The organism is Kyrpidia spormannii, from assembly GCF_002804065.1.
Classification (GTDB): domain Bacteria; phylum Bacillota; class Bacilli; order Kyrpidiales; family Kyrpidiaceae; genus Kyrpidia; species Kyrpidia spormannii.
Genome location: NZ_CP024955.1, coordinates 1,853,994 through 1,879,690, shown reverse-complemented (window position 1 = coordinate 1,879,690; position 25,697 = coordinate 1,853,994). Strand labels below are relative to the sequence as shown.

Below are 25,697 nucleotides of genomic sequence, written 5' to 3'. Positions count from 1 at the left end.
CAGGATGTTTGATCTCATTCTTCGGGGCGGGCAGATTGTGACGCCCCGGGAAACGTACCGGGGAGATATCGGGGTTGTCGACGGCAAAATCGCCGCAGTCGGGATGCTGGAAGGCGCCGAGGCCGGGCGGGTGTATGATGCCACCGGGCGGTTTGTGCTCCCGGGCCTCATCGACGAACACGTGCACAGCCGGGACCCCGGACTCACCCACAAGGAGGATTTTGCTCACTCCACCCGGGCGGCGGCGGCCGGCGGGATCACCACGATTCTGGAGATGCCCAACTGCGTACCACCTGTGAGGGACGCGGATCATTTTTACCGTCGGGTGGAGGAAATCGCTCCCAAAGCCCACGTGGATTATGGGCTTTACGGGATTGTGTTGGGGGACGAGAACCTGGAGGCGCTCCCGGGGCTCGCCGAGGCCGGGGTGATCGGGTTTAAGTTATTCTGGGGTTATGCCTTGGACCGCAGGAGCTTGGCCCTTGTGTACGATGCAGCGGAGGGGGGCGACATCGTCCCGCCTCCGGACGAAGGGCAGATTTTTGAAGCCTTTCGGGTGATCGGGGAGCTGGGGCGGGCGGTGGCTGTCCACGCGGAAAACCGGGAACTCATCGCCCGGCTGACCAGGAAGGAGAGGGCGGCGGGGGGAGCCGATTATGATGCATTTTTACGTTCCCGGCCGGCGGTGAATGAGCGGTTGACCACGGAGGCGGCCATGGCGCTGGGCCAGGCGGCGGGGGTGCATGTGCACATCCTCCACATGACGTCGGCGGACGGGGTGGAGGCGCTGGCTGAAGCTCGGCGGCGGGGGTGGTCGGTAACTGGCGAGACCTGTCCGCATTATTTAATGCTGACGGACGAGGATTGGGAGCGGGTGGGGGTGCGGATGAAGATTCTTCCTCCGATCCGCCAGCGCGATCATCAGAAGCGGCTTTGGGAGGCTCTTCGATCGGGAGAACTGCAGGCCGTCGGATCGGACCACTCGCCCCACACCGAGGAAGAGAAAAGCGGGGACATCTGGAGTGTGCCAGCAGGGTTTTTGGGCGTTCAGACTATGGTGCCGTTGATGCTTGACGCGGTGGTGCGGGGGAAGTTGAGCCTCAACCGGCTGGTGGAACTCATGGCGGAAACCCCCGCCCGGATCTGGGGATTCTACGGGGTAAAAGGTGTGATCCGGCCCGGCGCCGACGCTGATTTTACCGTGGTGGACTTGGATCGGACGTGGGTGGTGCGGGGCGAGGATCTGTATTCGAAAAGCCGGGTTCAGCCTTATGAGGGCCGGTCCGGTCGCGGGGCACCGGTGGCCGCCTTCGTGCGGGGGGTCCAGGTGATGGAGGACGGCCGGCCGATCGCGGGTCCGGTGGGGCGGCTGGTGAAGCCGGGGGTGTGAGGGAGACCGGTGGACGGGCTGGGTCGAGCCCCCCGGGAGGACAGGCGTCGGGAATGGGTCGTCTCAATGTGGGGAAGTCTGTCGCCGGCGGACTTGAGGAAGCCGCCCATCTCTGTGATGCCGAGGCTGGGGCGCAGCGCCGCATCCGGCAATGAAAAATTGCGCATTCCCAAGCGTGCGGGCGCATGGGGGCGAATGAAGCCGGTTTCTCTGCCGAATTCGGGGATCGCCCGGGTTGTGTCCGGGCCCTCAAAGGGCCTATAATTTTCCTCGCTGCCCCGATGGGCTCACCCCCGAGGCGGCCGGAAAATGTGCGCGGCAGACGTCGCGGGCGTTTCCACGAACTACCGGTTGCATCATCAGCCGGGATTTGATAAAGTATCTCTCGTCGCCGCTCGAAGCGGCACCTCGATCCTTGAGAATCAAACAGTACGCCACTTTTAGCCCGGATGAATCTTTTCACGGAGAGTTTGATCCTGGCTCAGGACGAACGCTGGCGGCGTGCCTAATACATGCAAGTCGAGCGGGTCGCCTCGGGGCTTGCCCCGGGGAGGCCAGCGGCGGACGGGTGAGTAACGCGTGGGCAACCTGTCCGGCAGACCGGGACAACGCCTGGAAACGGGCGCTAATTCCGGATAGGCGCAAAGGGCGCATGCTTTTTGCGGGAAAGGGGAAACCCGCTGTCGGGTGGGCCCGCGTCGCATTAGCTGGTTGGTGGGGTAACGGCTCACCAAGGCGACGATGCGTAGCCGGCCTGAGAGGGTGGGCGGCCACACTGGGACTGAGACACGGCCCAGACTCCTACGGGAGGCAGCAGTAGGGAATCTTCCGCAATGGGCGAAAGCCTGACGGAGCGACGCCGCGTGAGGGAAGAAGGCCTTCGGGTTGTAAACCTCTGGCTTTGGGGACGAGGGCACCGAGGGGACTCGGTGAGGGACGGTACCCAAGGAGGAAGCCCCGGCAAACTACGTGCCAGCAGCCGCGGTAAGACGTAGGGGGCGAGCGTTGTCCGGAATCACTGGGCGTAAAGGGCGCGCAGGCGGCGATGCACGTCCGAGGTGAAAGGCAGCGGCTCAACCGCTGAGGGGCCTCGGATACGGCATGGCTTGAGGGTCGGAGAGGCAAGGGGAATTCCTGGTGTAGCGGTGAAATGCGTAGAGATCAGGAGGAATACCGGTGGCGAAGGCGCCTTGCTGGACGACACCTGACGCTGAGGCGTGAAAGCGTGGGGAGCGAACAGGATTAGATACCCTGGTAGTCCACGCCGTAAACGATGAGTGCTAGGTGTGGGTGGGGATGCCCATCCGTGCCGAAGGAAACCCAATAAGCACTCCGCCTGGGGAGTACGGCCGCAAGGCTGAAACTCAAAGGAATTGACGGGGGCCCGCACAAGCGGTGGAGCATGTGGTTTAATTCGAAGCAACGCGAAGAACCTTACCAGGGCTTGACATCCCTCTGACACCTTCAGAGATGAGGGGTTTCCTTCGGGGACAGAGGAGACAGGTGGTGCATGGTTGTCGTCAGCTCGTGTCGTGAGATGTTGGGTTAAGTCCCGCAACGAGCGCAACCCTTGCTCTGTGTTGCCAGCACGAGAGGTGGGCACTCACAGGGGACTGCCGGCGAGGAGCCGGAGGAAGGCGGGGATGACGTCAAATCATCATGCCCCATATGTCCTGGGCTACACACGTGCTACAATGGGCGGTACAACGGGGAGCGAAGGGGCGACCTGGAGCGAATCCCTGAAAGCCGTTCGTAGTTCGGATTGCAGGCTGCAACTCGCCTGCATGAAGGCGGAATCGCTAGTAATCGCGGATCAGCATGCCGCGGTGAATCCGTTCCCGGGCCTTGTACACACCGCCCGTCACACCACGAGAGTCGGCAACACCCGAAGTCGGTGGGGCAACCGACCGAGAGGGCGGAGCCAGCCGCCGAAGGTGGGGTCGATGATTGGGGTGAAGTCGTAACAAGGTAGCCGTATCGGAAGGTGCGGCTGGATCACCTCCTTTCTAGGGAGCAAGGCAAAGAGAAGGGGTTGGGGTGCGCGTACTGTTTGATTCTGAGGGAGCGAGGCTCCTTCATCGTTCCTTGAGAACTGAAAAGCCACGCAGCGAGAGAAAGTAGGAAAGGCGCACGGTGGATGCCTAGGCGCTGGGAGCCGAAGAAGGACGGGGCGAACGCCGAAACGCCCCGGGGAGCCGTAAGCGGGCGTTGATCCGGGGGTGTCCGAATGGGGGAACCCGCCGTCTGGGAGAGGCGGCATCGGCGGCTGAATGCATAGGTCGTCGAGGGCAGACCGGGGGAACTGAAACATCTTAGTACCCCGAGGAGAAGAAAGCAACCGCGATTCCCCAAGTAGCGGCGAGCGAACGGGGAGGAGCCTAAACCGGTCTTTAAGGGGGCCGGGGTCGAGGGGCGTCCCATGAGGAGTGAGAAACCGGGTTGGTAGGAGAAGGGTCTGGGAAGGCCCGCCGGAGAGGGTGAGAGCCCCGTATCCGAAACCGACGCGGCTCCGGGGCGGACCCCGAGTAGGGCGGGGCACGAGGAATCCCGCTTGAATCCGGGAGGACCACCTCCCAAGGCTAAATACTCCCCAGCGACCGATAGCGGAGAGTACCGTGAGGGAAAGGTGAAAAGCACCCCGGGAGGGGAGTGAAAAAGGACCTGAAACCGTGTGCCGACAAGCAGTCGGAGGGCGTCACAGAGCCTGACGGCGTGCCTTTTGTAGAATGAACCGGCGAGCGGCCGTATGAAGCGAGGTTAAGGCCTTCAGGGCCGGAGCCGAAGCGAAAGCGCGTCTGAAGAGGGCGAGAGTTTCATGCGGCAGACCCGAAACCGGGTGATCTACCCCTGACCAGGGTGAAGTGGCGGTGAAACGCCATGGAGGCCCGAACCTGTTGGTGTTGAAAAACCATAGGATGAGTTGGGGGTAGGGGTGAAATGCCAATCGAACCCGGAGATAGCTGGTTCTCCCCGAAATCGCTTGAGGGCGAGCGTGCGGCGAAGAAGGCGGGGGCGGTAGAGCACCGATTGGGGGAGGGGCCCGCGAGGGTTACCGAGCCGAGTCGAACTCCGAATGCCGTTGTCGGATGCCGTGCAGTGAGACTACGAGTGATAAGATCCGTGGTCGAGAGGGGAACAGCCCAGACCGACGGCTAAGGTCCCCAAGGGCGGGTTAAGTGGGAAAGGAAGTGGCCGTGCGAAGACAACCAGGATGTTGGCTTAGAAGCAGCCATCATTGAAAGAGTGCGTAATAGCTCACTGGTCGAGTGCGGCTGCGCCGAAAATGAAACGGGGCTGAAACCCGCGACCGAAGCCTCGGACAGGAGACTGTGGTAGGGGAGCGTTCCCGCGTGGGGGAAGCACGACCGCAAGGGCGTGTGGACAGGCGGGAAGTGAGAATGCCGGTATAAGTAACGAAAGACAGGTGAGAATCCTGTCCGCCGAAAGCCGAAGGGTTCCTGGGGAAGGTTCGTCCGCCCAGGGTTAGTCGGGACCTAAGCCGAGGCCGAAGGGCGTAGGCGAAGGGCAACGGGTGGAGAATCCCGTACCACCGAGGTCCGTTTGAGCGAAGGGGGGACACAGGAGGACAGGGGAGCGGCCGGCTGGAAGAGGCCGTCCAAGCGGCGAGGGTGTTGTGCAGGGAAATCCGCACAACGGGCGCCTGAGCCGTGAAGGGGAGGGAAGCATGAGTACCGAAGTCCCTGGGTTCACACTGGCGAGAAAAGCCTCTAGCGAGGACCTGGGTGCCCGTACCGGAAACCGACACAGGTTGGCACGGAGAGGATCCGAAGGCGACCGGGAGAACTCTCGTTAAGGAACTCGGCAAAATGGCCCCGTAACTTCGGGAGAAGGGGCGCTCCGGTAGGGTGAGGGAGAGATTCTGAGCCCGAGGGAGCCGCAGAGGAGAGGCCCAAGCGACTGTTTAGCAAAAACACAGGTCTCTGCGAAGCCGGAAGGCGAGGTATAGGGGCTGACGCCTGCCCGGTGCTGGAAGGTTAAGGGGAAGGGTGAGAGCCCTGAACCGAAGCCCCAGTAAACGGCGGCCGTAACTATAACGGTCCTAAGGTAGCGAAATTCCTTGTCGGGTAAGTTCCGACCCGCACGAAAGGCGTAACGACTTGGGCGCTGTCTCAACGAGAGACCCGGTGAAATTGTAGTCCCTGTGAAGATGCAGGGTACCCGCGGCTAGACGGAAAGACCCCGTGGAGCTTGACTGTAGCCTGATATGGGAGATGGGTCGGTCATGTACAGGATAGGTGGGAGGCAGGGAACTCCGGGCGCCAGCCTGGGGGGAGCCGACGTTGGGATACCACCCTTGGCGGATTGATCTTCTAACCTGCGGCCGTGAACCGGTCGGGGGACAGTGTCAGGTGGGCAGTTTGACTGGGGCGGTCGCCTCCTAAAAGGTAACGGAGGCGCCCAAAGGTTCCCTCAGCGCGGATGGACATCGCGCGGCGAGTGCAAAGGCACAAGGGAGCTTGACTGCGAGAGAGACAACTCGAGCAGGGACGAAAGTCGGGCTTAGTGATCCGGCGGCACTGAGTGGAAGGGCCGTCGCTCAACGGATAAAAGCTACCCCGGGGATAACAGGCTGATCTCCCCCAAGAGTCCACATCGACGGGGAGGTTTGGCACCTCGATGTCGGCTCATCGCATCCTGGGGCTGAAGTCGGTCCCAAGGGTTGGGCTGTTCGCCCATGAAAGCGGTACGCGAGCTGGGTTCAGAACGTCGTGAGACAGTTCGGTCCCTATCTGCCGCGGGCGGAGGAAACTTGAGAGGGGCTGTCCTTAGTACGAGAGGACCGGGATGGACCGACCGCTGGTGTCCCAGTTGTGCCGCCAGGCGCACCGCTGGGTAGCCAAGTCGGGGAGGGAGAAGCGCTGAATGCATCTAAGCGCGAAGCCCGCCTCAAGATGAGGTTTCCCACACCGCAAGGTGGTAAGACCCCTTGGAGAAGACGAGGTAGATCGGTCCGGCGTGGAAGCGCCGCGAGGCGTGAAGCGGACGGATACGAATCGGTCGAGGCTTTCTCAAGCTGTGGTGGCTTTTCGGTTTTGAGGGAACGAGGGTCGGGTGACGAGAGCGGAGGGGAAACACCTGTCACCATTCCGAACACAGAAGTGAAGTCCTCCAGCGCCGATGGTACTTGGGCCACAGGGCCCTGGGAGAGTAGGACGTTGCCGGGCGCGTTCCCGCAAGCCCCGCAGGATCTTTCCTGTGGGGCTTTGTTGTACCTCGATCGCCGGAGTTGTCGGGGCAGGCCCGCGGGTCCAGGAGGCGATAAAAGGCCACCCCTGGCAAAGGGCGGCCCCTACTGCGCCAAGCGCGGCGCAACGACGGTCATGTATACCCGTTACTTTTTATCCTACCAAATCCCCCGCTGCCTTCACCTTGATCCGTGTCGCGTTGCCGGGCAGATATGCCAAAGGCACATCTTCGATATCCACCACATGGCAAGTCTCCGGAGAGGCCCCGGCCTCCACGGCCACTGCCACAGCCCGGCGCTTGGCATCCTCCACGGCGGCGGTGCGCGCCGTCTTCTCCAGGGAGTACACCCGCTCGATTTCCCCGCTTACCTGGGCAATGGCCGCCCCGATGGCGTTGGCGACGTTAAAATGCGCCGGACGTATGATCTGGGAGGCGCCCGCTAGCACGTCGGGGAACAGGGCGCTGCCACCGCCCGTCAGGACCACCGGAACGGCGTCGCCGCTCACCTTGACCCGGTCCACGGCCTCTTCGATCCTCGCTATAATGTCTCGATAGATGGCCATGAGTAACTCCTTGTCAAGACTTGCCGTCCGGGTCGAATCGCCGATGGCCACTTTCCCCAACCCCACGGCGACGTCGGTGAAGGTCAACGTGTCCCCTCCGAATACCAGCGCCTTTTCCGTCAGTCGGTATCCGACGCTCTCCGGCCCCACGCTAAATCCGCCACCTGGCTTCAAGTGGATCACTGTACCTCCCCCGATCCCCACCGACACCAGATCAGGCATGCGAAAGTTCGTCCGCACTCCGCCGATCTCCACCGCCACCGCCGATTCCCGCGGGAAGCCGTTTGCGATGACGCCGATATCCGTGGTGGTGCCTCCCACATCCACCACGACAGCATTTTCCAGCCCGGTCAAATACGAAGCTCCCCGCAGACTGTTCGTCGGCCCGCAGGCGATCATGCGAATCGGGTACTGCATCGCATACTCCGCGCTCATCAACGTCCCGTCATTTTGACCAAAAAATGCAAGGGCGTTCACCCCTTGACCGGCCAAGGCCGCCTCAAATCCCTGAACGGTCCGGCGGGCCACTCCGGTGAGGGCAGCGTTAAGAATCGTCGCGTTCTCCCGTTCGATCAGTCCGATGCTGCCGATTCGATACGACAGGGAAACGGGAAAATCCGCCCCCAGCACGTCCCGAAAAATCGCCGCCGCCCGTTCTTCGTGATCCGGGGAGACCGGGGCGAACACCGACGTCACCGCCGCGGCGTCCACGCGATTTTTCACTGACTGGGCAAAAGCCCGGATGGCCTCGGTGTCTAGAGGGGCGATCTCCCGACCGTCGAATTCATGTCCGCCCCGGACGATCTCTACATAATGGATCATCGCCTGTTTCAGATCCTCGGGGATCCCGGCCAGCGGTTCTACGGCCAGGGTGGCCGGAGCCCCGATCCGCAGCACCGCGATTCTGGACAGGCGTTGCCGTTCAACGATGGCGTTGGTGCACTGGGTGGTCCCGAGCATGGCGTGCCGGATCTGGCGGCGGTCAATTCGGGCGCTCGCCAACACCCGGCTGAGCGCCGTCTCAATCCCGGTGGCCACATCCTCTGTGGTCGCTGTTTTGACTTGGGCAATCACCCGATCTTGTTCATCGAGAATCACGGCGTCGGTGTTGGTTCCCCCGACGTCGATCCCAATTCGATAGCCGACCAATGGCATTTCCTCCTTCGTTGCACATCATTGCGCGGCTGCGGCCACGCGATGTTCCACAGGAACATAATCGACGTCATAGCCAAAATAACGCGGTCCAGCCACCTCAATGCCCTTCGGGGTTCTCCATTTTGGAGGGGCTGGAAAGGCGAGGATGTCCACCCGCATGCCGTATTTCAGCCGGTCGCTGGTGATTGGCGTACCGACGTCGGCGTCCAGGGCGACAATCAGATCTGGGGTCGAGGCCAGAATCCGGTCGCCGCTAGCGGCCAGCAGGTATTCATTTTGAAAATACAGGGAGAGTGATTCCCCCGTTTTCCCCGTCAGTGCCTCCAAAATCGCCTCCCCCTTCGTGAAACCGCCCTCCAGCCGGCGGGTGACATCGCTGATTTTGCCGGTAAATAGCCGAAATCCGTGCAAGGTGTCGAGCAGATCCTGGACAGGCGACCGGTTTTCGCGCCGGGCCTCGAGGATGAGCCGGCCCACTTCCTCGGCTAGGGACAAGGTGCCGAGAATGCCGCTGGTGAGCACTTGGCCGGCGGTCAAGGCGTAATCGCTCATGGCCGCCGAGGCCCCCATCTGAACCGTCAAACTCCGGGCCAGCCGCTCGGACCAGACGGCGTCCACCGGGTGAAACAGCACGGTGTTTCCTTTCTCATCGGCCATGGTCACGGGGTTAGGCACCAGGCCGTCGAGGTAAAAACTTACCATTTGGGCTTCGGGAAAGGCCCGGCCCATGGCGTCTGCGTCCACCACCGGAAGACTCTTCTCCGCCGCCACAGCGATGGGGATCAACGAGTTCACCCCACCGATTTCGATGGGCATCACGGCTGCCGCCCGCTTGCCCAGGTGGGCTTCCATCAATTCAAGAATCTTGACCATCTCCCGGCCGGATGGGATTTTTTCCCAAAGAACCGTCGGGGCGCCAATCATCGAAATTGGCACCACGAGCTCGTCCCGGGACAACTCATCGGCGGCCACCAGAGCCACCGGGCCATATCGCCTCACCGCTTGTAGAGCCATCATCTTGCCGATGTACGGGTCTCCGCCTCCCCCGGTCCCGAGCAAGGTGGCGCCCAGGGTGATGCGTTCAATAGCTTGTTCGTCGATGTATCTCACGAAGGTTCACCTCTTTCAGGGCTGTTGCGGATTGGGATTCTGGCCCTGCTGGGCATCGTCGGCCTGATTCGGAGTCTCCTCCGGATGCGCTGCCCGCCGGCGCTCGGGGAGACCGACCAGCACCTGGACGATGGCGGCCGCCAAAAACCCGTCCAGGGCCGGTACCGTGGTCAGGGAAAACCAGCCAAACCCATCCGGGACCGGCGTTGTCGCGAAGGCCAGTAAAGAACCCACCGCCCAACTGAGGGCGGAACGTCCGATCCATCGGTGGGGGATGTCCGCCCGAAACTGGAGTCGCTCGGCGTCGACGAAAAAATATTCGCCGACGTAGACGCCGCCGATAGGGGCGATGAGCGTGGTGATAATGGACAGGAATGTGATGAAATGGTCGAATATTCCAAAATATGCCAGTCCCGTGGCCAAGATCCCGGCCACCATGGCGATGAGCCGTTTGGGCACCTTGGTGAACACCACAGAAAAGCCCAAACTGGAAGAATACAGGTTGTTGGTGTTCGTGGTCCACTGGGCGAGGGTGAGGACGATGATCGCCGGAATCCCCAGCCCGAGGCCGATAAAGATTTGAGTGAGATTTTCCGTGTTGGTGAGCTTGGACAAAATGATGGCGACCACCAGCATAAAGCTGTTCCCGATGAGAAATCCCACAAAAGCCGCCAGGATGGCTTCTGTTTTGGTTCGGGCCCACCGGGCGATGTCCGGCGCGATCACCGCCCCCACGACAAAAATCCCGATGACCAAGGACACGGCCATCCCAAAAGAGAGGGGTTGGATGGCCGGGTGATGCAGGGCGGCCCATCCGTAGCGGACGCCGGCCAGACCGATTGCGAGAAAGATCAGGATCACCAGGAGCGGTACGGCGACTACGCTCAATTTTTCAATAGACCGATACCCGTAGATTGCTGAGGTCATCATCAGGAGACCGCCGATGACCGCCAACCACTGGACGTTCCAATTGAGCCCGAACACGCTGTGGTTGACGGCGTGGGCGTTCTCGGCGAAAAAGCCGGCCTGGACGCCGAACCAGCCGAGCAAGGACACGCCGAGGATCAGGGAAATGAGTTTGGCGCCGCATTCGCCAAAGATCTGACGGGTGAGAAGAGCGGTGGACAGGCCCGTGGCCGCCCCGACGTAGGCACTGGCCGCGCTCATGGCGGCGAGGATGAGGGAGCCGACAAAAACGGCGGCGAGGGCGTGGCCGAAGCTCAGACCGTTGCCGATCTGTACCCCGAGCAGAACCGAGGACAGGTCGATGCCGATGGCGATCCAGACGGCGCTCAGGCGATACCACGCCTGTCTTTCTTCCTTAGGGACGGGTTGGCGTTCGTAGTCGTTGCTGTTCACAAGTTCTTGCACTGGGAGTCACTCCTGTCATCTGTACGAGAATTCTTGAGCCCATCCCAAAAAATCTTCCAAATCATGCATAGGCGCTCGTCCAGTTCTTCTTTGGGATAGTAAAACATTTCGAGAAAAATACCGTCCATGAGGCAGAACCAGGCGGCCAGGACAGCCTGCCTATTTCCTTTGGCCACGATCCCCTCGTCGATGAGCCGTTGGAGAATTCCATCCACCAGGGCGGAGAGCAGCCGGTCGTAATAGCGGAACGTCTCGTCCATCTCGGCTTTGAGGTGGTGGGGGGGCACCAGGTAGGCTTGTTTATAAAATTGCGTGAGTTCCGTTTCCTGGTCGTGGAAGTCGACGAGACCCCGTAGGATTGAGAAGAGCTGCTCTTCCGGGGGCGCATCTTTTTTCGCTTCCACGGCGCGTTTCAGGAACAGGTAATGCGACTCGAGAACATGGCGGAACGCCGCCAGATACAGGGCATCTTTATTTTTGTAAAACGCGTAGATCGACGGTGTTTTGATCCCGCACGTCCCGGCGATTGCCGACAGCGGGGTCGATCCATAGCCTCCTTCGCCAAAATGGCGGCAGGCCGCCTTCAGCAATTCCTCTCTGGTCGACAATCCGACACTCCTCCTATATAACCTAATTAACATTAGTTAGCCTCCATTGTAGCGTTGTCGTCAGGAATTTGCAATGTGAAAAATGAAAATGGTCCGCGGGAGCGTGTGCGTGCGGCAGGATGGCGGTCTTTGTAGACGAATGATGATTGAGCCGTCGTGATCCTTATGAAAATGGGAAGGATGAGATGGAATCATCCTCAAATTTTGATATAATCATTTCGCGAGCTATCGCGGTGCTTCGACCAAAACTTGGCAAACAGATTGTGAGGCTCTGTTGCAGGGAGGCGCGTCCCAAAGAGCACCTCCGTAACTCGTAAACTGGAGGGAGGAAACCAATGGACGTTTTTCCGGAAACTATTCCCAAGGCGTTACTCCAAAGCGGCGTTCGGGAAGAAACAATCTTTTTCAAGACCGTTACACCGATTTTCGGCGGGGGCGTGGTGTCACGCCAAAACGATCCGCTCACCCCGGTTCGCGGGCCCGCGGTGCGTGGGCAGCTGCGCTTCTGGTGGCGGGCCACTCGGGGGGCTTCGTGTGCGAACGAGAAAGAATTGCGAAAGAAAGAAGAACAGATATGGGGATCCACCACCCACAAGAGCCCGATATCACTACGGGTGGACATGGACCGCGACCATCCGGGTATCAAAAAAGTTTGTGCTACATATCCGCCGGGGAAGACGTATCCAACCTTTACGGCCGACTTTCCCGGTTATGCCTTATTTCCGTTTCAAGGCAAGAACTCCGACAAAGAAGGAAAGGTGCCCCCTGAAAGTGGGCTCATGAGAGCTTGCTTCACCCTGACCCTGCAATATCCGATCGAATATGAGGACGATCTTTATGCCGCCCTGTGGGCGTGGAGCAATTTTGGAGGGATAGGTGCCCGAACACGAAGAGGTTGCGGGGCACTATATTGTCAGAAATTTTCACCTAACAGAAACGCTGATATTCACCACTGGTACCAATCGGCACTGAACGCCTATGACATTCGGTTACCCGAGGAGCCGAAACCCTGGCCGACTTTGCCTCCGCAAATCATTGTTAAAGAAGAGCCGATTGCGCCCATGAAGGCCTGGAATCGAGGGATCGACGTGCTGCAGGCGTTTCGACAGGGCGCGGATATTGGCCGCAATCCTGGGCAAGGCAACCGTCCCGGTCGTTCCCGCTGGCCGGAAGCGGACAGCATTCGCCGCATCTCCGGGAAAGCGTGCCCGCGTCACCGGCAACCGATTACCGGTCGTGAGAATCGCTTTCCCCGGGCGGAGCTCGGTCTGCCGATCATCTTTCATTTTAAGGACAAGAAGAAAGGTGACCCGCCGGACTACACACTGCGGCCGGTCGACCACAGCCGCATGGCGAGCCCCTTGATCGTCAAGCCGCTCGCCCTTTCCGAGCACACGGCCGTTTCGATCATTCTGCATCTACAATCCCCTCCGCTCTGCGGGGCAGAGTTACGATCTGGTAAAAGTCACACTCTTGTACGCGCAGACGAGATCCGCGATCCCAATTTGGTGCGCGTTCCGAAATCTCCCCTGCACTACGGTACAACGGGATCGGCGATTGAAGCCTTCTTGAACTTTGCGACAAAGAAGAGGGGATACCGATGAGCAAGCAACTTCTCGGGATTTCCATCGGTCCGGTGCAGGATTTTATCGCCTCTGCCCGAAAAACCCGGGATCTCTGGTTCGGCTCGTACGTCCTGTCCGAGATCAGCAAGGCGGCCGCAGAGGTTCTGAGAGAACAAGGCGAACTGATCTATCCCAGTTTTGCCCGGGAAGAGGACTGGGATGACGATCGGCAGAATACCGCGAACAAAATTCTACTGGAAATAGATGCAGGGGTCGACGCCCGTCTTGTGGCCGCCAGAGCCAAAGAGGCGGCAATCCGGCGGTGGGAAGAATTTGCGAAAGAAGCTTTAGAGAAGGCGAAGCGAGAGTCAGGGCGCCGTATTGACGAAGAGCTCTGGGCCGAGCAGGTGCGGGGGGACGATGTCATCGAGTTTTATGCCGCTTGGGTACCGGTGGTCTCAACCTATCAAGAAGCTCGAGTCAGGGTCGACCGCCTTCTGGCTGGACGGAAAAATTTGCGGGATTTTCAACCGGTTCAGGGGCGGTTTGGAGTGGCGAAATCGTCCCTGGACGGGGCGAGGGAGTCGGTTTTTCTCGACGAGCAGCCTGGAACTTCCACAGTTTCAGCAAGGGCCGTCAAGGAGCGGGAGCATCTCGATGCGATCGGAGTGGTGAAACGATTCGGAGGAAAAGCTGAGTCTTATGTGTCGGTGGTGCAACTGGCTGTCGATCCCTGGGTGCGGGGTATAGAGGGCAACACGGATCCGCAAATTCAGGGAAAGTGGAAAGAAGTGAAACAGCTCGTCGAAACGACGGGAATTGCGGACCCGAAGAAGAACTATCGCTATTTTCCTTACGATGGGAGCGTACTGCTGCCGTCCCGCTTGGATCTTTTGGCCGGGGAGAAGGGGATCATCGGTCCGGACATCCAGTCGTTGCGAGACGCGCTCAACGATTTATATAAGGCCTTTCAGCCCCCCATCCCCTACGTCGCGGTCCTCTCCGCCGATGGTGACCGCATGGGGCAGACCATGTCGGAGATCCGGGACGCGCGAGGACATCAGCTGTTTTCTCAGGCCCTCTCGCGGTTTGCCCGGGAGGTTCGGGATATCGTGGAAAACAAAGGGGTAAGGCAATCCTCGCCCGCAGCGGCTTTCACCGGGATCCTGATCTACAGCGGCGGAGACGATGTATTGGCCCTGTTGCCTGTGGATTGGGTGCTGGATGTTGCGCGGCTGTTACATGATCGGTTTCAAGCCATCCTCGAGCCGGTCCTGGAGGCCATTCACGCGGATTCTTCCGCTTTGCGGGCAGTTCCCACCCTCTCGGTGGGGATTGGAATTGGCCATTGCTTGGAGCCCATGGAGGATTTATTGAATTTGGCCCGGGAGGCAGAGAGGTGCGCGAAAGGGGATGACCGCAACGGTCTCGCCGTATTCCTGCAAATGCGAAGTGGTAGAGAAACTCTGGGCTTTCGCGAGAGGTGGGATCAAAATCCCGATAAAAAGATCGAAGAAAAGGTGAAAGGGTTTCTCTCTGGAAAAATCCCGCACAAGGTGCCCTATGATCTTCTTCAATTGGCGATCGCTTATGGCGGAAAGGGGGTCAATGATCCCGGTCAGGAGGAGAGTTCCTGGCCGCCTGGGAAGCTGCTCCAGGCGGATATCCGGCGCTTATTTGAAAGAAAAAGAACGCGATCCGGTAAAGTGTTGGAAGGACCCCTGATAGACCAGTTGTCTACGGAGGTGCAGACCTTGGGGGACGTGTACCGTTTGTCCACGTCGTTACTGCTGGCCTACCACGTGGCCCGGAGTTGGCGCCAGTCGGGACGAACGGGAAAGGAGACGTTGTCAACATGATTCATGTGCAGATCTGGCCCCGGGATCCGCTCGTGGTGAGGGATGCTCGCCCTTTTGGTCCGGAAGGCGGCAACAGAATGGTCTGTTTAGACTGGCCATACCCTTCTGTCCTCGCCGGCTTTCTGCGAACCTGGGTGGGGAAACATGTAGTGGACAGCCCAGGGATAGAACCCTTTACACCAACGCGAGTTCAGTGGCTGAAGAGTTTGACCATCGGCGGCCCTTATCCATGTGTCGGCGAGAAACTCTATTTTCCTGCGCCGCTCGATGTCGTTCTTTTTCGGGACGATGATTCGCATTCTTTGCGAGGAATCGCCCTTCGCCCCCACGAAATGGGAGAAGGGGAGGGGTGTGACCTGCCCCATCCCGCTCTACTTCCTGTTGTCGTTACGGAAGACCTCAAACCGGCCAAAGGTCCGGCCTTTTGGTCCCGAGAGCGCATGATGGCGTGGTTGATGGACGATCACCGCAGCAATTTAGCCATACCGGCTGAGGAGGGTACAAGCAACATCACCGATTTCCAGCTATCACCGCCCGAGTACCTTTATCCGTTAAAGCGAGATGTGCGCGTGCACGTTCACATCGACCCGTTGACTGGACGTGCCGGGGATGAACAACTGTTTTCCACATCGGGACTGGCGTTCCCCCACGGCGTGGGGATCGTCACGTGGGTGGAGGGGCTGGAGGAGTCCTCGTGGCCCAGTGAGGGGGCCGTGTTGGCGCCCCTGGGCGGGGAGAGGCGGCTTTCCTTTTTACAGACAACGTCCCCCCTTCCGTGGTTTCCCGATGATGAATTGTCGATCGCCCTGGACGGTGCCGATGGGGTGCGAATGGTTTTGGCCACTCCGGGTCTGTTTCGGTACGGTTGGTTGCCGGGCTGGATTGACCCGGACACGTTACAAGGCACGCCGCCCGGCATGAACGGGTTGCGGCTGCAATTGCGGAGTGCCTGTGTAGGCCGGTGGAAGCCGCTCTCCGGCTGGAGCATAGAGAAGGGCCACTATGGCCCGAAACCGATTCGCCGGATCGTCCCGGCCGGGAGCGTCTACTTTTTCGAAGTGTTGGCGGGAAACCCCGGTGCTTACATAAAGGATGCGTGGCTTCGATCGGTGGCGGACGAGGAACAAGATCGGCGAGACGGTTTTGCAAACGCTCTTTGGGGCCGTTGGCAGCGATGAGCGAAGAAAGGAGATACGTCAACATGCGGGGCCATAACCGGATGTTTTGGTTGCACGCCGTCACTCCCCTCCATGTCGGGGCGGGACAGGGCGTGGGGTTTATTGATCTGCCGATTATGCGGGAAAAGGTCACCCATTGGCCGGTCGTTCCGGGAAGCGCCGTGAAGGGGGTCTTGCGGGACTATTTTCAAGGAACAGATTTGAAAGGGTTTACACTGGCCTTTGGACAGGGAGGAGTGGGGGATGAGCAGGCGGGGTCACTCGTGTTCACCGATGCCCATCTGGTGATGCTGCCCGTACGCAGCTTGTACGGGACCTTCGCCTATGTTACCTCTCCTTTTGTCTTGATGCGCCTGCGGCGGGACTTGGAGATGGTGTACGGCTCAGGAATGCCCGCGGACATGGGAAGCGTAGGGGCTACTATAGCCGAGGGTGAGATTTATCTTTCAGAGCTCAGCAGCTTAGCTATGGACCAGAGCGTATTCCTGGAAGATCTCGATTTCACTGCCAAGACGGACCCGACGGTTAAACAGTGGGCTGACTTTTTCGCGGAGGCTCTTTTCCCTGAAAATGACCCCTGGCGGCCCTTTTTTCTCGAACGGTTTGCCATGGTTTCAGACAATGTCTTCAATTATCTCTGTGAAACGGCCACCGAAGTACAGGCTAGGATCAGGATCAATGACGATACGAAAATCGTGGAGAAGGGAGCCCTCTGGTACGAGGAAAATCTCCCGGCCGAAGCGGTACTGGCCGGTGTGGTGTGGTGCGATCAGGTGTACGGAAAGGACGTCACGCCGCAAGAGTTGATCACAAATTTTTGTCCGTCAAAAGTGAATTTACAGATCGGCGGTCATGCCAGCGTCGGCAAAGGGCAGATCCGCTGCCTGTTCACACCCGGGGAGAAGAAGGGGTGATGGCCATGCAAACGAGACAGCAGCAGTGGGCGCGGGATGTGTACGAAAAGATCGACCGTGTCGAAAAGCGAAGTCGGGAGGAGCAAAAAGATTACGGCCGCATTTGCGTAAATTTCCCGGCGTTGTTGCATGCGTCCGGGTTGTGTCAAGCGGTTGCTTTTTGTCAGGCCAAGGGGTCGGCGCCGGGAAGGGAACATTTTATACAGTTCCTCAATGATTTAGCCGATACCGTGGGGGTTGACCACTCATGGACCGTGGCTCGCGAAGCCGATTTGGTGCAATATATACGGTTGACCCAACGGGTCATGCAGGCAGCCACTTGGTATAAACGATACGCGGAAGCGATTCTAAAGGTTCAACCGGGAGAGGACTGAGGGTCGTGAAACAAGCTTGTCGAAATGTGCAGAAGTCTGCATTGAATCGCCTTTCCCCGCAGGTTTCCACCCACTCGGGTCTGATTCTCCAACGTTTCCTGGAAAGCCAGGCGGAGAAGGCGGATGAGCCAGACCACCGCAAAGGGAATACGCCTGTCGGTCTGCATGGAAAGGAAAAGATTTTAGATATAGCTGAACAATCGGTGGGCGGAATCCTTCCTTGGTATGAACAAGTGTATCAGCGCTACGTGTCTCAGCTACAGTCCTGTGTGACCCGGGAGATGGAGGTAGAAGGACGTTTGGTGGTGGGTCTTGGTTCTGCTTCGCCTCTGGAGACGGGATTGACTTTACACCATACCTACGGCATCCCCTACGTTCCCGCCACGGCCTTAAAAGGGTTGGCCTCCCATTATTGCGGTGAGGTTTGGGGTCAAGAGGACGAGAGGTATCGCAGGGGCGGCGAATATCACCGGTTTCTTTTCGGTACTCTCGAAGAATCCGGTCATATCCGTTTTTTTGACGCGTGGATCACGCCCGAGACCCTCAGAGGGTCCCTCGTGCGGGATGTCATGACGGTGCATCATCCGGATTATTACCAGGGGGACCGGCCACCAACGGATTTTGACGATCCTAACCCCATCCCTTTTCTCAGTTGCAAGGGGCATTTTTTGCTCGCGTTGTCTTCGGAGCGGACCTCTTATAGCGACAAATGGACCTCGCTGACGATGGAACTATTGAACCGGGCCTTGCAGCAATGGGGCGTTGGCGGCAAGACCAACGCCGGTTACGGGAGAATGAAGGCTGTCGTAGAAAAACGCGAACGGGGGGAGAAACGATGACTGTCAAACTTTTGACGTTCCTTGGTGTCGGGAAAAATGGCCATTATGATCCCTATTGTTATCATTTTGGCGAGGACGTGTCGGAGGAGACACCCTACATTCAGCGGGCTCTAATGGAGTTGCTGCACAAAACCGCCCACCCTCCGGAAGAGATGTACGTTTTTCTTACTCCGGAAGCAGAACGGCAGAGTTGGTTAGGACCTGGAAAATTAAAGGAACAACTGATCACCTTGCGGGAGAAAGTGTATTTTTCCTGGATCCCCGTGCCTATCCTCGGTGCTACAAAAACCAAGGAAATCTGGGAAGATTTTAAAACCGTGTTTGATGTGCTTCATCCTGAAGACGAGGTAATTTTCGATATCACCCATTCCTTTCGCCATCAGCCCATGATGGCTCTGTTGATCTTGCATTTCGCTCGCATTACAAAAAATATCATGGTCAGGGGGATTTACTACGGGAACATCTACGAAGTCCCGGCGCAAGTGGTCGACTTGACGTCTTTTGCCGATCTGCAGGATTGGATCATCAACGTCTATGCATTTACCGAAATGGGCCGCGCCGAACCCTTTAATGAGTGGGTACGGAATAAAAAGAGTATGGCGGCGCGAACAAAAGGACAGGGACAGGCCATTGAACCGATTCAAAAAATGGCCCGGAGCTGGGTAGAGTTAACGACCGCCTTGCAGGCCTGTCGCGGGCCCCTAGTTCGCGACAAGGCCGTGTTGGCCAGGAGAATTCTGGAAAATTTTAAGGATCAAGCAGAGGCGCTGCCGGATTTTCAGCCGATTAACATTCTGTTGGACCGAGTGAATCGAGAGTTACAGCCGATGGAAGATGATGATGTGATCCAGGCTGGGTTTGCGGCGATTGACTGGTGCAAACGCCATGGACTCGTCCAACAGACCTTTACCCTTTTGAATGAATTGGTCATCACTGCAGTATGTGAGCGGGAAGGGTATGACAAGCAACGGGTAAATGATCGGGAGGACGTTGCCCGGCACCTCCACTATGCTTCAAAGTTAAAAGATAAGCGACCGGTGGATTCTTCTTCTGAATCGTATAATATGGAACTGGTCAACCGATTGTTGCAATATCCCGAGATGGTCAAATGGTTTCATGACATTGCCAATTATCGCAATGATTTTAATCACGCCGGCTGGCGATCCGACCCCAAGGAAGCGAAGACAATCATGAACTTTCTTGACAATCATTACGAGGAAGTTTGCGACGCGATTCGTGACTATTGGCAACACTCATCCGTTCAGGCTTAACGAATACAGGTTAGGGGCCGGCGGCCCAGAGGCCACCCGCCCCTTCCCCGCACACTCCCTTTCCCACCGTGTCCCCAGGGTGAGCGCGCGGCCGCCCCGGGGTGGGGGTGCGGCCGCCACGAGGGTGCAGCTGTACCGCCTCTCCCTCCGGCGCACCTCACACCTCCGCCCCGGCCTCCACACTCCGGATAAAGCCGAGCAAGGCGCCAAAATACGCCTGGCTGTCGTCCCACATGCACATGTGGCTGCCGTTCGGGCAGACCGCCACCCGGGAGCGGGGGATTCGCCGCCCCATCTCCTCGATGTCCTCCACCGCCATGGTGTCATATTGCCCCACCAAAAGCAGGGTCGGCATCGGCAGCCGGTGAAGATCATCCCACCGATCCCAGTCCTTGAAATTCCCGGTGACCACAAACTCGTTGGGACCCTGCATCACGTTGTACACCTGGTTGTTCGCGTGGGCAAAAGCCCGCAACACCGGCTCCGGCCAAGGGTCCAGCCGGCACAGGTGCTTGCGGTAAAGGTGGTTCATGAGAATCTCCTGGTACTCCGGGGCGTCATACTGGCCCGCCGCCTCATAGCGCTTCATCACATCCACCAGCTCTCGGGGCAGTTGATCGCGCAATCGGTTCACGCTGCGCACGTATGATTCCACCGAGGCGGTCATGTTGGAGATAATCAGCCCTTTCACCGCATCGGGGTAGTGAAGGGCGTACTCGATGGCAAGCATTCCGCCCCAGGACTGCCCGCACAGGTAGAAGGGACCCAGGCCGAGGAAACGCCGGACCTCCTCCACCTCTTCCCGGAAACGATCCACCGTCCAGAGCGATGGATCATCCGGTTGATCGGAAAAATACGATCCCAGCTGGTCGTAAAAATAGAGCTCGATTCCGTTTGGCGGCAGGTGTTCGGCAAAGATCTCCAGATACTCGTGATTGAATCCCGGGCCGCCGTGAAGGAGAAGCAATTTGACGGGACTCTCCCCGAGCCGCCGGGTCCACACGTGGTACCCGCCGGAAATGGGCACGATGCGCGATGCGTCGGCCACGTCGACACACCTCCTGATCAAATGAGGATGGGGGCGGCCCTGTGTGGTGAACTCCCGCCCCCTGGGAGTTCCCTACAGATTCCCAAAGGAAATCCCCATCTCCTCCAGCCAAGCCCGGTCGAACTCCATCCGGGCAGTCTTCAGCGGATCCACCACCTGGCAGATGCGTAACTCCCCCTTGGCGCTGAGCAAAAAGATCGCTTCGGCCCCGGAGATCCCGGTCTGCCCGGACATCCAGTGGGCCATGCGCTTGGTGGCCATGACTGCCGCCTCGTCCAGGGTCGCGGCCGAGGCGATGGTCATCACCCGCTCGGCGTCCACCACCATCGGAGTCGGCCAGGTGAGCCCTTTCAGCACATGGAGTTTCACCGTCACCTTCCCGGCGATCTCCACCCCGCACACCGCCACCTCGCCATCCCCCATGGAGGCGTGCAGGTCCCCCAAGGCGAAAAGCGCCCCGGGCACGTTGACCGGAAGCAGTAGAATGGCCCCTTCGGTGATACGCTTACAATCCATATTCCCGCCGTGATCCCCAGGCGTCCCGCAGGGAATCGGCGAATCTCCCGAGGGCGCCGTCCCGATCACGCCAATCATCGGGTTGGTGGGCACCTCTCGCCCGAAAAGGTTCACCCGGCCTCCCGACACCTGGATCATCCGGATGTGATTGTCAGCCAATTCGTCCCCGAGAACGCCGAGTCCCGGGCCTGTCGTCATCACTCCCCGGGGTGCGAGTTCCATTTTTTCAATGTGAACTGCGAGAATGTCCCCGGGTTCTGCCTCCTCGACGTAGATCGGCCCGGTGGCCGGGTTGATCCGTTCCCAGTCCAACCCGCCAAAATCCTGGGACTCCGAGCGGATTTGATTCTCAAAGCAGTCGGCGGTCTCGATCACCACCCGATCTCCATTGTGCACCCGAAGAGCCGGGCGATTCCCGGCGGACATGGCATAGATCAAATGACTGCTTGACAGCTGATGAGTGGCCATAGGTCATCCTCCATTTTTATCCTGTATTTGTATTCGACACCCAGGAGCCGCCCGGCCGCAGGGGCCCCGGCTTGCCTGGCCGGGCCCGGACACCGGGCGGGGATTCACGCGGTTGTCACACCGATTCGATGTCTTTGGGTTTCACCCGCAATCCCCGGGTGGTGATGAGTAGCACGATCACCCCGAGGATGAACCAACTGCCCCCGAGATAAAACGTCAAGGCATCGAAGTTGAGCCACACATAAAGGAGCACCAGGATCCCCAACAGGGGCATGAGGAAATGCGCCCCCCATCGCCCGGTCCGCCTTTTGCCGAGAAAATAAATCATCACCGTGAGGTTCAAGGCGATAAAGGTGGTCAGTGCACCAAAATTCACCAAACGGCTCAGGTTGTCGATGCTGAGGAAAGCGGTGACGATGATCGAGAGGGCCGCCACCACCAGGGTGGACACAATGGGCGTTTTGTACCGCGGGTGGACGGTGGAGAGGACGGCCGGGAGCATGCGGTCCCGCCCCATGCTATAGAGCAGCCGGGAGATCGCCGCCTGGGCCGCCAAGGCGTTGGCGATGCCCCAGGCAATCACCGTGACCACCAGGGTGAGCAATTTTAACCAGGTGCCTCCCACCCGTTCCGCCACAAAATAGAAAGCGACGTTGGGATCCGGGAATTGCGTGTAATCGGGGTACGCCACCGCGGCCAAATAAGTCAACACCATGAACAGGGCCGCCACCACGATCAGCGCCGCCACCGTGGCTTTGCCCATCGTCGACCGGCCACCCCGGGTTTCTTCCGCCAGGGTGCTGATCCCGTCAAACCCTAAGAAGCTCAGCACCGCAATCGACGTGGCGGAGCCCACCATCGCCCAGCTGAACTCATGCGGGTTGAACACCGGGGTAAAGGTAAAATGCGTGCCTGCTGTCCCCGAGGCCACGTAAATCAGTGCGGCGATACAAAAGGCCAAAAACGTCAGCAGTTCGATCACCAAAATGACCCAGTTGGCCCGGTTGGTCATTTGGATTCCCCGGATGTTAATGATGGTGTTGATGACGACGAACACCACCACCCAACCCCAGGTTGGCACGCCGGGCACGAGTTCGTTCAGCCACGATGCAGAAACCAGGTACAGCAGGCCCGGGATGAGAATGTAGTCCAGCATGATCATCCAGCCGGCAAGAAAACCGATAAACGGGTTCCATCCCCGCTGAACATAGGCGTAAGCCGACCCGGCGATGGGGAAGGCCTCGGACATGCGAAAATAGCTGAATGCTGTAAAAATCATCCCCACCAAGCCGATCAAATACGCCAACACCACCATGCCGTGGGCCGTTTGGACCACCTGGCCGTAAATCCCCATGGGGGCGATGGGCACCATGAAAATAAGCCCATACACAAGTAAATCCCAAAAACTGAGGCTGCGTTTCAACTCTTGCTTGTAGCCAAACTGTTCGACGGAAAGGGACGACTCGTGATCGTCGCATTTATCCAATGCCCTTCATCTCCTTGACATCGTGTGGCCGCCACCTGGCGGAGTGAACTCTTGCGCGCGCAGTTTCGCGCTAAAATATATCTTCGTACTCCATCCATTCCCAGTCTGTCACATGGCGGAGAAAACGTTCCACCTCCTCCCGGCGCAGCCGTAGGAACTGTTCTTTGAAAGACCGCCCGAACACCTCTTCGGTCCAGGGATCCTCTTCAAAGGCATCCAGAGCCTCAGATAGCGATCGGGGAAGCACAGGAGCTGCCATTTCGGACACGTCCCGATCCGCCACCGGGTCTCCCGGATCGATCCGGCGCTCAATCCCGTCCAGTCCGGCTGCCAGGGCGGCGGCCAGAGCCAGGTAGGGATCGGTGTCTGCTCCGGGGAGGCGATTTTCGATCCGGGTCGCTTCTCCCCGGGCCGGCGGCACCCGGATCATCGTTTCCCGGTGGTCATATCCCCAGGTGATCCAATGCGGGGCGAAGGCCCCGGGCTGGAGGCGCTTGTATCCGTTTATCGTGGGGTTCATCAGCGCGCTGACGGTTCTAGCATGAGCCAACTGCCCGCCAATAAACCATCGGCAGAGCTGCGATAACCCATCTTGGGCCTGGGGATCGGCGAAGGCATTGGCACCGTCAGCCCCGTAGAGCCCGTGGTGCAGATGTGCACCACTTCCGCTGAATCCGCTGAGGGGCTTGCTCATAAAGGTCGCCTTGAGACCGTGTTGCGCCAACACCTCCCGGATCGTGGTCCGGTAATAAAAGGCCATGTCGGCGATCTCGAGGTTCCAATACGACGCGTAAGAGATTTCGAACTGTCCTGGACCGTACTCGGTGTTTGCCACCTCCGGCCGGGCCCCCATCGCCTCGAGGGTTTGGATGAGATGGATCAAGAGGGGTTCCAGGGCCGCCTGTTTGATCTCAGAAAAACATTGCAGCCCGGTCCAGGCGGGATGCCCCGGCGGGTGAAGGGACGAGGGACCGGGGGAGATGGAGTCAGGCGGTATGGGGGCTTGCCCGCGGGAATCCCCGTCTCGTGCAAAAGCGTAGAACTCGAATTCAAAAGACCCCTTCACTTGGAATCCCGCTGCCCGTACCCGCTCCAGAACCCGGCGCAGGACGTGGCGGGGAGCATAGTCCACCGGCTGTCCCTTGGACTCGAAGGGATCGGCGATAACCCGGGCAACGCCCGGAGCGTAGGGGAGAACGGAGAAGGTGCTGAGATCGGGCTGCAGGTGCCAGCTGGGGTACCCGCTGCGTGGGCCGGGCCCCGCCCCCGGAACGATGCGAGCCGAGGAATCGAAGGCGAACAATGCGGAGGGAAAAGACAGCCCGTCGGTCGCCATACGTTCCAGAAACCGCCCCGATGGAACCTCTCTGCACCGGCTCATGTGCCCGAGATCCTGGACGCAGACCCGGACCAACTGAATTTGGTGGGCTTGGATGATTTGCTGAACTTCTTGATGCCAATCCGATGATGTCACCTCATTCCTCCGTTCGGGCGTGCGGGAGTAATCCGCCGCCGGGATTTGACAAACGTTAACTCGCAAAAATCGTGCCAAATTGACGGCTCTTCCGGATGACGGTCCGAACTGGCCGGAAAGGCCGGGATTCTGGGACCTGGGGTCTCGGGGTCCGGGGAGGGCGACGCTGCGGGTTCCTCAAGTGGTCCAAAACTGTACCAATGTGGTATATAATTGATCATGATGATGACAAGGGGATCGACCGGGGAAGGAGACTTTGCTGCCGGGAGCCCTCGGCAGGAACCTCGGACATGAGGAAGGATGGGATGTGGCGATGGAGGCGGCGGGACTGGCGGTCTGCGGCGAGGGATTTCGCAAAGTGTTGGAAGAGGCCCGGCGGGTTGCCCAGTACCCATCGACCGTATTGATCGAAGGGGAAACGGGAGTGGGCAAAGAGGTGGTGGCGGATTTCATCCACCGGAACAGTCCCCGGGCCAAGATGCCCTTTACGAAGGTGAATTGCGCCTCGATTCCGGAGACCCTGTTGGAGTCGGAGTTGTTTGGATACGAACGGGGGGCGTTCACCGGAGCCAAACGGGAGGGGAGCCCCGGACTTTTTGAATTGACCGACAAAGGGACCCTGCTCCTCGATGAGATCGCCGAGTTGTCTCCCTTGCTCCAGGCGAAATTGTTGCGGGTTTTGCAGGACCGGGTGATCCGCCGGGTGGGGGGTAGCTGGACGCGAAGCTTAGACGTTCGGGTGATCGCTTCCACCAACCAACCCCTGCGTGATTTGGTGCGCCAAGGCCGGTTTCGGGCGGACTTGTTTTACCGGCTTCACGTGGTTCGAATCGCCGTCCCTCCCTTGCGGGAGCGCAAAAACGAGATCCCCGGGCTGCTCGCGTATTATATGGACCATTTTAACCGCGAGTTCGGCCAGTCCAAGCAGATGAGCCCGGGGCTCGTCCAGCAACTGTCTCAATACGACTACCCAGGGAATGTCCGGGAGCTGCGCAACATCGTCGAATCGTTGTACGTGCGAAGTCCTGGGCGCCTCATCGATGGAGGGCAGGTGTTGGCGGAGATTCTGGGCTCCTGGGTGGGGGACAATTCCGGAGCACCTGTTTTTACGAGTTCCGGCGGTGTCCCGACGCTGGCGGAAACGGTGGCAGGAGCGGAGCGCCGGGCCATCGAGCGGGCGTTGGGCCATACCTCCAGCGTGCGGGCGGCTGCCGCCGTGCTCGGGGTGAGTCACACGACCCTGCTCCGCAAGATGCGCCGCTTGGGCATCACGGATGCCAGGTGAAACTCCGAATGAAGA

At 59.3% G+C, this 25,697-nt stretch carries 17 protein-coding genes and 3 rRNA genes; 12 read left to right on the top strand and 8 right to left on the bottom strand.

Going from position 1 to position 25,697, the window contains the following annotated elements; all coding sequences use genetic code 11:
- Positions 1-4 precede the first annotated feature (4 nt).
- From allB to rrf, 4 genes are all read left to right on the top strand, one after another.
- Positions 5-1,390: an allantoinase AllB gene (gene allB, locus CVV65_RS09535; RefSeq protein ID WP_100667931.1), complete on the top strand. Its 1,386-nt coding sequence runs from the start codon at positions 5-7 to the stop codon at positions 1,388-1,390.
- Positions 1,391-1,848: 458 nt separating this feature from the next.
- Positions 1,849-3,396 (top strand): 16S ribosomal RNA (locus CVV65_RS09530).
- A gap of 104 nt (positions 3,397-3,500) precedes the next feature.
- Positions 3,501-6,425 (top strand): 23S ribosomal RNA (locus CVV65_RS09525).
- A gap of 34 nt (positions 6,426-6,459) precedes the next feature.
- Positions 6,460-6,576, top strand: a 5S ribosomal RNA gene (gene rrf, locus CVV65_RS09520).
- Together the 16S, 23S and 5S rRNA genes form the textbook arrangement of a ribosomal RNA operon.
- Positions 6,577-6,750: 174 nt before the next feature.
- On the opposite strand, the gene CVV65_RS09515 is transcribed toward rrf, so the two are convergent.
- Genes CVV65_RS09515 through CVV65_RS09500 form a run of 4 tightly spaced genes read right to left on the bottom strand, consistent with a single transcriptional unit; the run spans position 6,751 to position 11,405 of the window.
- Positions 6,751-8,310 carry a hydantoinase/oxoprolinase family protein gene (locus CVV65_RS09515; RefSeq protein WP_232796575.1) on the bottom strand — a complete coding sequence of 520 codons (1,560 nt, stop codon included), beginning with the start codon at positions 8,308-8,310 and terminating at the stop codon, positions 6,751-6,753.
- A gap of 24 nt (positions 8,311-8,334) precedes the next feature.
- Positions 8,335-9,426 carry an S-methyl thiohydantoin desulfurase family protein gene (locus CVV65_RS09510; RefSeq protein WP_100667929.1) on the bottom strand — a complete coding sequence of 364 codons (1,092 nt, stop codon included), beginning with the start codon at positions 9,424-9,426 and terminating at the stop codon, positions 8,335-8,337.
- Between the two features lie 15 nt (positions 9,427-9,441).
- Positions 9,442-10,797, bottom strand: a complete 1,356-nt coding sequence (locus CVV65_RS09505; protein ID WP_100667928.1) for a cytosine permease — start codon at positions 10,795-10,797, stop codon at positions 9,442-9,444.
- Positions 10,782-11,405, bottom strand: coding sequence for a TetR/AcrR family transcriptional regulator (locus tag CVV65_RS09500; RefSeq protein WP_157935461.1), 624 nt, complete (start codon positions 11,403-11,405; stop codon positions 10,782-10,784). Before CVV65_RS09500 ends, CVV65_RS09505 begins: the two co-directional genes overlap by 16 nt.
- Positions 11,406-11,740: 335 nt before the next feature.
- Between CVV65_RS09500 and cmr1 the strand changes: the two genes are divergently transcribed.
- The 7 genes from cmr1 to csx2 are packed head-to-tail and all read left to right on the top strand — an operon-like array spanning position 11,741 to position 19,405.
- Entirely contained in the window at positions 11,741-13,009 is a 1,269-nt protein-coding gene (cmr1, locus tag CVV65_RS09495) for a type III-B CRISPR module RAMP protein Cmr1 (RefSeq protein ID WP_100667926.1), read from the top strand.
- Positions 13,006-14,829 (top strand): type III-B CRISPR-associated protein Cas10/Cmr2, encoded by a 1,824-nt coding sequence (cas10, locus tag CVV65_RS09490; RefSeq protein WP_100667925.1) that lies wholly within the window; start codon positions 13,006-13,008, stop codon positions 14,827-14,829. The genes cmr1 and cas10 overlap by 4 nt, the downstream gene beginning before the upstream one ends.
- Positions 14,826-16,007, top strand: a complete 1,182-nt coding sequence (locus CVV65_RS09485) for a type III-B CRISPR module-associated Cmr3 family protein (RefSeq protein WP_100667924.1) — start codon at positions 14,826-14,828, stop codon at positions 16,005-16,007. Before cas10 ends, CVV65_RS09485 begins: the two co-directional genes overlap by 4 nt.
- 23 nt (positions 16,008-16,030) lie before the next feature.
- Positions 16,031-16,921 (top strand): type III-B CRISPR module RAMP protein Cmr4, encoded by an 891-nt coding sequence (gene cmr4, locus CVV65_RS09480; protein WP_100667923.1) that lies wholly within the window; start codon positions 16,031-16,033, stop codon positions 16,919-16,921.
- Positions 16,922-16,926: 5 nt separating this feature from the next.
- Positions 16,927-17,295 (top strand): type III-B CRISPR module-associated protein Cmr5, encoded by a 369-nt coding sequence (locus CVV65_RS09475; RefSeq protein ID WP_157935460.1) that lies wholly within the window; start codon positions 16,927-16,929, stop codon positions 17,293-17,295.
- A 5-nt stretch (positions 17,296-17,300) separates the two neighbouring features.
- The gene (gene cmr6 / locus CVV65_RS09470; RefSeq protein WP_100667921.1) at positions 17,301-18,134 is read left to right on the top strand and encodes a type III-B CRISPR module RAMP protein Cmr6; all 834 of its coding nucleotides are present in this window, start codon (positions 17,301-17,303) and stop codon (positions 18,132-18,134) included.
- On the top strand, positions 18,131-19,405 hold the full coding sequence (gene csx2 / locus CVV65_RS09465) for a TIGR02221 family CRISPR-associated protein (protein WP_157935459.1): 1,275 nt from the start codon (positions 18,131-18,133) through the stop codon (positions 19,403-19,405). The genes cmr6 and csx2 overlap by 4 nt, the downstream gene beginning before the upstream one ends.
- A gap of 157 nt (positions 19,406-19,562) precedes the next feature.
- Here the strand turns inward: csx2 and CVV65_RS09460 are convergent, their stop codons facing one another.
- The 4 genes from CVV65_RS09460 to CVV65_RS09445 all read right to left on the bottom strand — a co-directional run bounded on the left by CVV65_RS09460 (position 19,563) and on the right by CVV65_RS09445 (position 24,397).
- Positions 19,563-20,453: a proline iminopeptidase-family hydrolase gene (locus CVV65_RS09460; RefSeq protein WP_100667919.1), complete on the bottom strand. Its 891-nt coding sequence runs from the start codon at positions 20,451-20,453 to the stop codon at positions 19,563-19,565.
- Between the two features lie 72 nt (positions 20,454-20,525).
- The gene (locus CVV65_RS09455; protein WP_100667918.1) at positions 20,526-21,437 is read right to left on the bottom strand and encodes an acetamidase/formamidase family protein; all 912 of its coding nucleotides are present in this window, start codon (positions 21,435-21,437) and stop codon (positions 20,526-20,528) included.
- A gap of 115 nt (positions 21,438-21,552) precedes the next feature.
- The gene (locus tag CVV65_RS09450) at positions 21,553-22,923 is read right to left on the bottom strand and encodes an APC family permease (RefSeq protein WP_100667917.1); all 1,371 of its coding nucleotides are present in this window, start codon (positions 22,921-22,923) and stop codon (positions 21,553-21,555) included.
- A gap of 70 nt (positions 22,924-22,993) precedes the next feature.
- Complete coding sequence (locus CVV65_RS09445; RefSeq protein ID WP_198591987.1) at positions 22,994-24,397, bottom strand: glutamine synthetase family protein; 1,404 nt, start codon at positions 24,395-24,397, stop codon at positions 22,994-22,996.
- A gap of 313 nt (positions 24,398-24,710) precedes the next feature.
- Between CVV65_RS09445 and CVV65_RS09440 the strand changes: the two genes are divergently transcribed.
- Positions 24,711-25,682, top strand: coding sequence for a sigma-54 interaction domain-containing protein (locus CVV65_RS09440; RefSeq protein WP_100669362.1), 972 nt, complete (start codon positions 24,711-24,713; stop codon positions 25,680-25,682).
- The last annotated feature ends 15 nt before the right edge of the window (positions 25,683-25,697 follow it).

What these genes read in the sequence shown, in the direction of transcription:
- allB (WP_100667931.1), top strand. Translation starts at nt 5, where the DNA reads ATGTTTGATCTCATTCTTCGGGGCGGGCAGATTGTGACGCCCCGGGAA.
- cmr1 (WP_100667926.1), top strand. Translation starts at nt 11,741, where the DNA reads ATGGACGTTTTTCCGGAAACTATTCCCAAGGCGTTACTCCAAAGCGGC.
- cas10 (WP_100667925.1), top strand. Translation starts at nt 13,006, where the DNA reads ATGAGCAAGCAACTTCTCGGGATTTCCATCGGTCCGGTGCAGGATTTT.
- CVV65_RS09485 (WP_100667924.1), top strand. Translation starts at nt 14,826, where the DNA reads ATGATTCATGTGCAGATCTGGCCCCGGGATCCGCTCGTGGTGAGGGAT.
- cmr4 (WP_100667923.1), top strand. Translation starts at nt 16,031, where the DNA reads ATGCGGGGCCATAACCGGATGTTTTGGTTGCACGCCGTCACTCCCCTC.
- CVV65_RS09475 (WP_157935460.1), top strand. Translation starts at nt 16,927, where the DNA reads ATGCAAACGAGACAGCAGCAGTGGGCGCGGGATGTGTACGAAAAGATC.
- csx2 (WP_157935459.1), top strand. Translation starts at nt 18,131, where the DNA reads ATGACTGTCAAACTTTTGACGTTCCTTGGTGTCGGGAAAAATGGCCAT.
- CVV65_RS09455 (WP_100667918.1), bottom strand. Translation starts at nt 21,437, where the DNA reads ATGGCCACTCATCAGCTGTCAAGCAGTCATTTGATCTATGCCATGTCC.
- CVV65_RS09440 (WP_100669362.1), top strand. Translation starts at nt 24,711, where the DNA reads ATGGAGGCGGCGGGACTGGCGGTCTGCGGCGAGGGATTTCGCAAAGTG.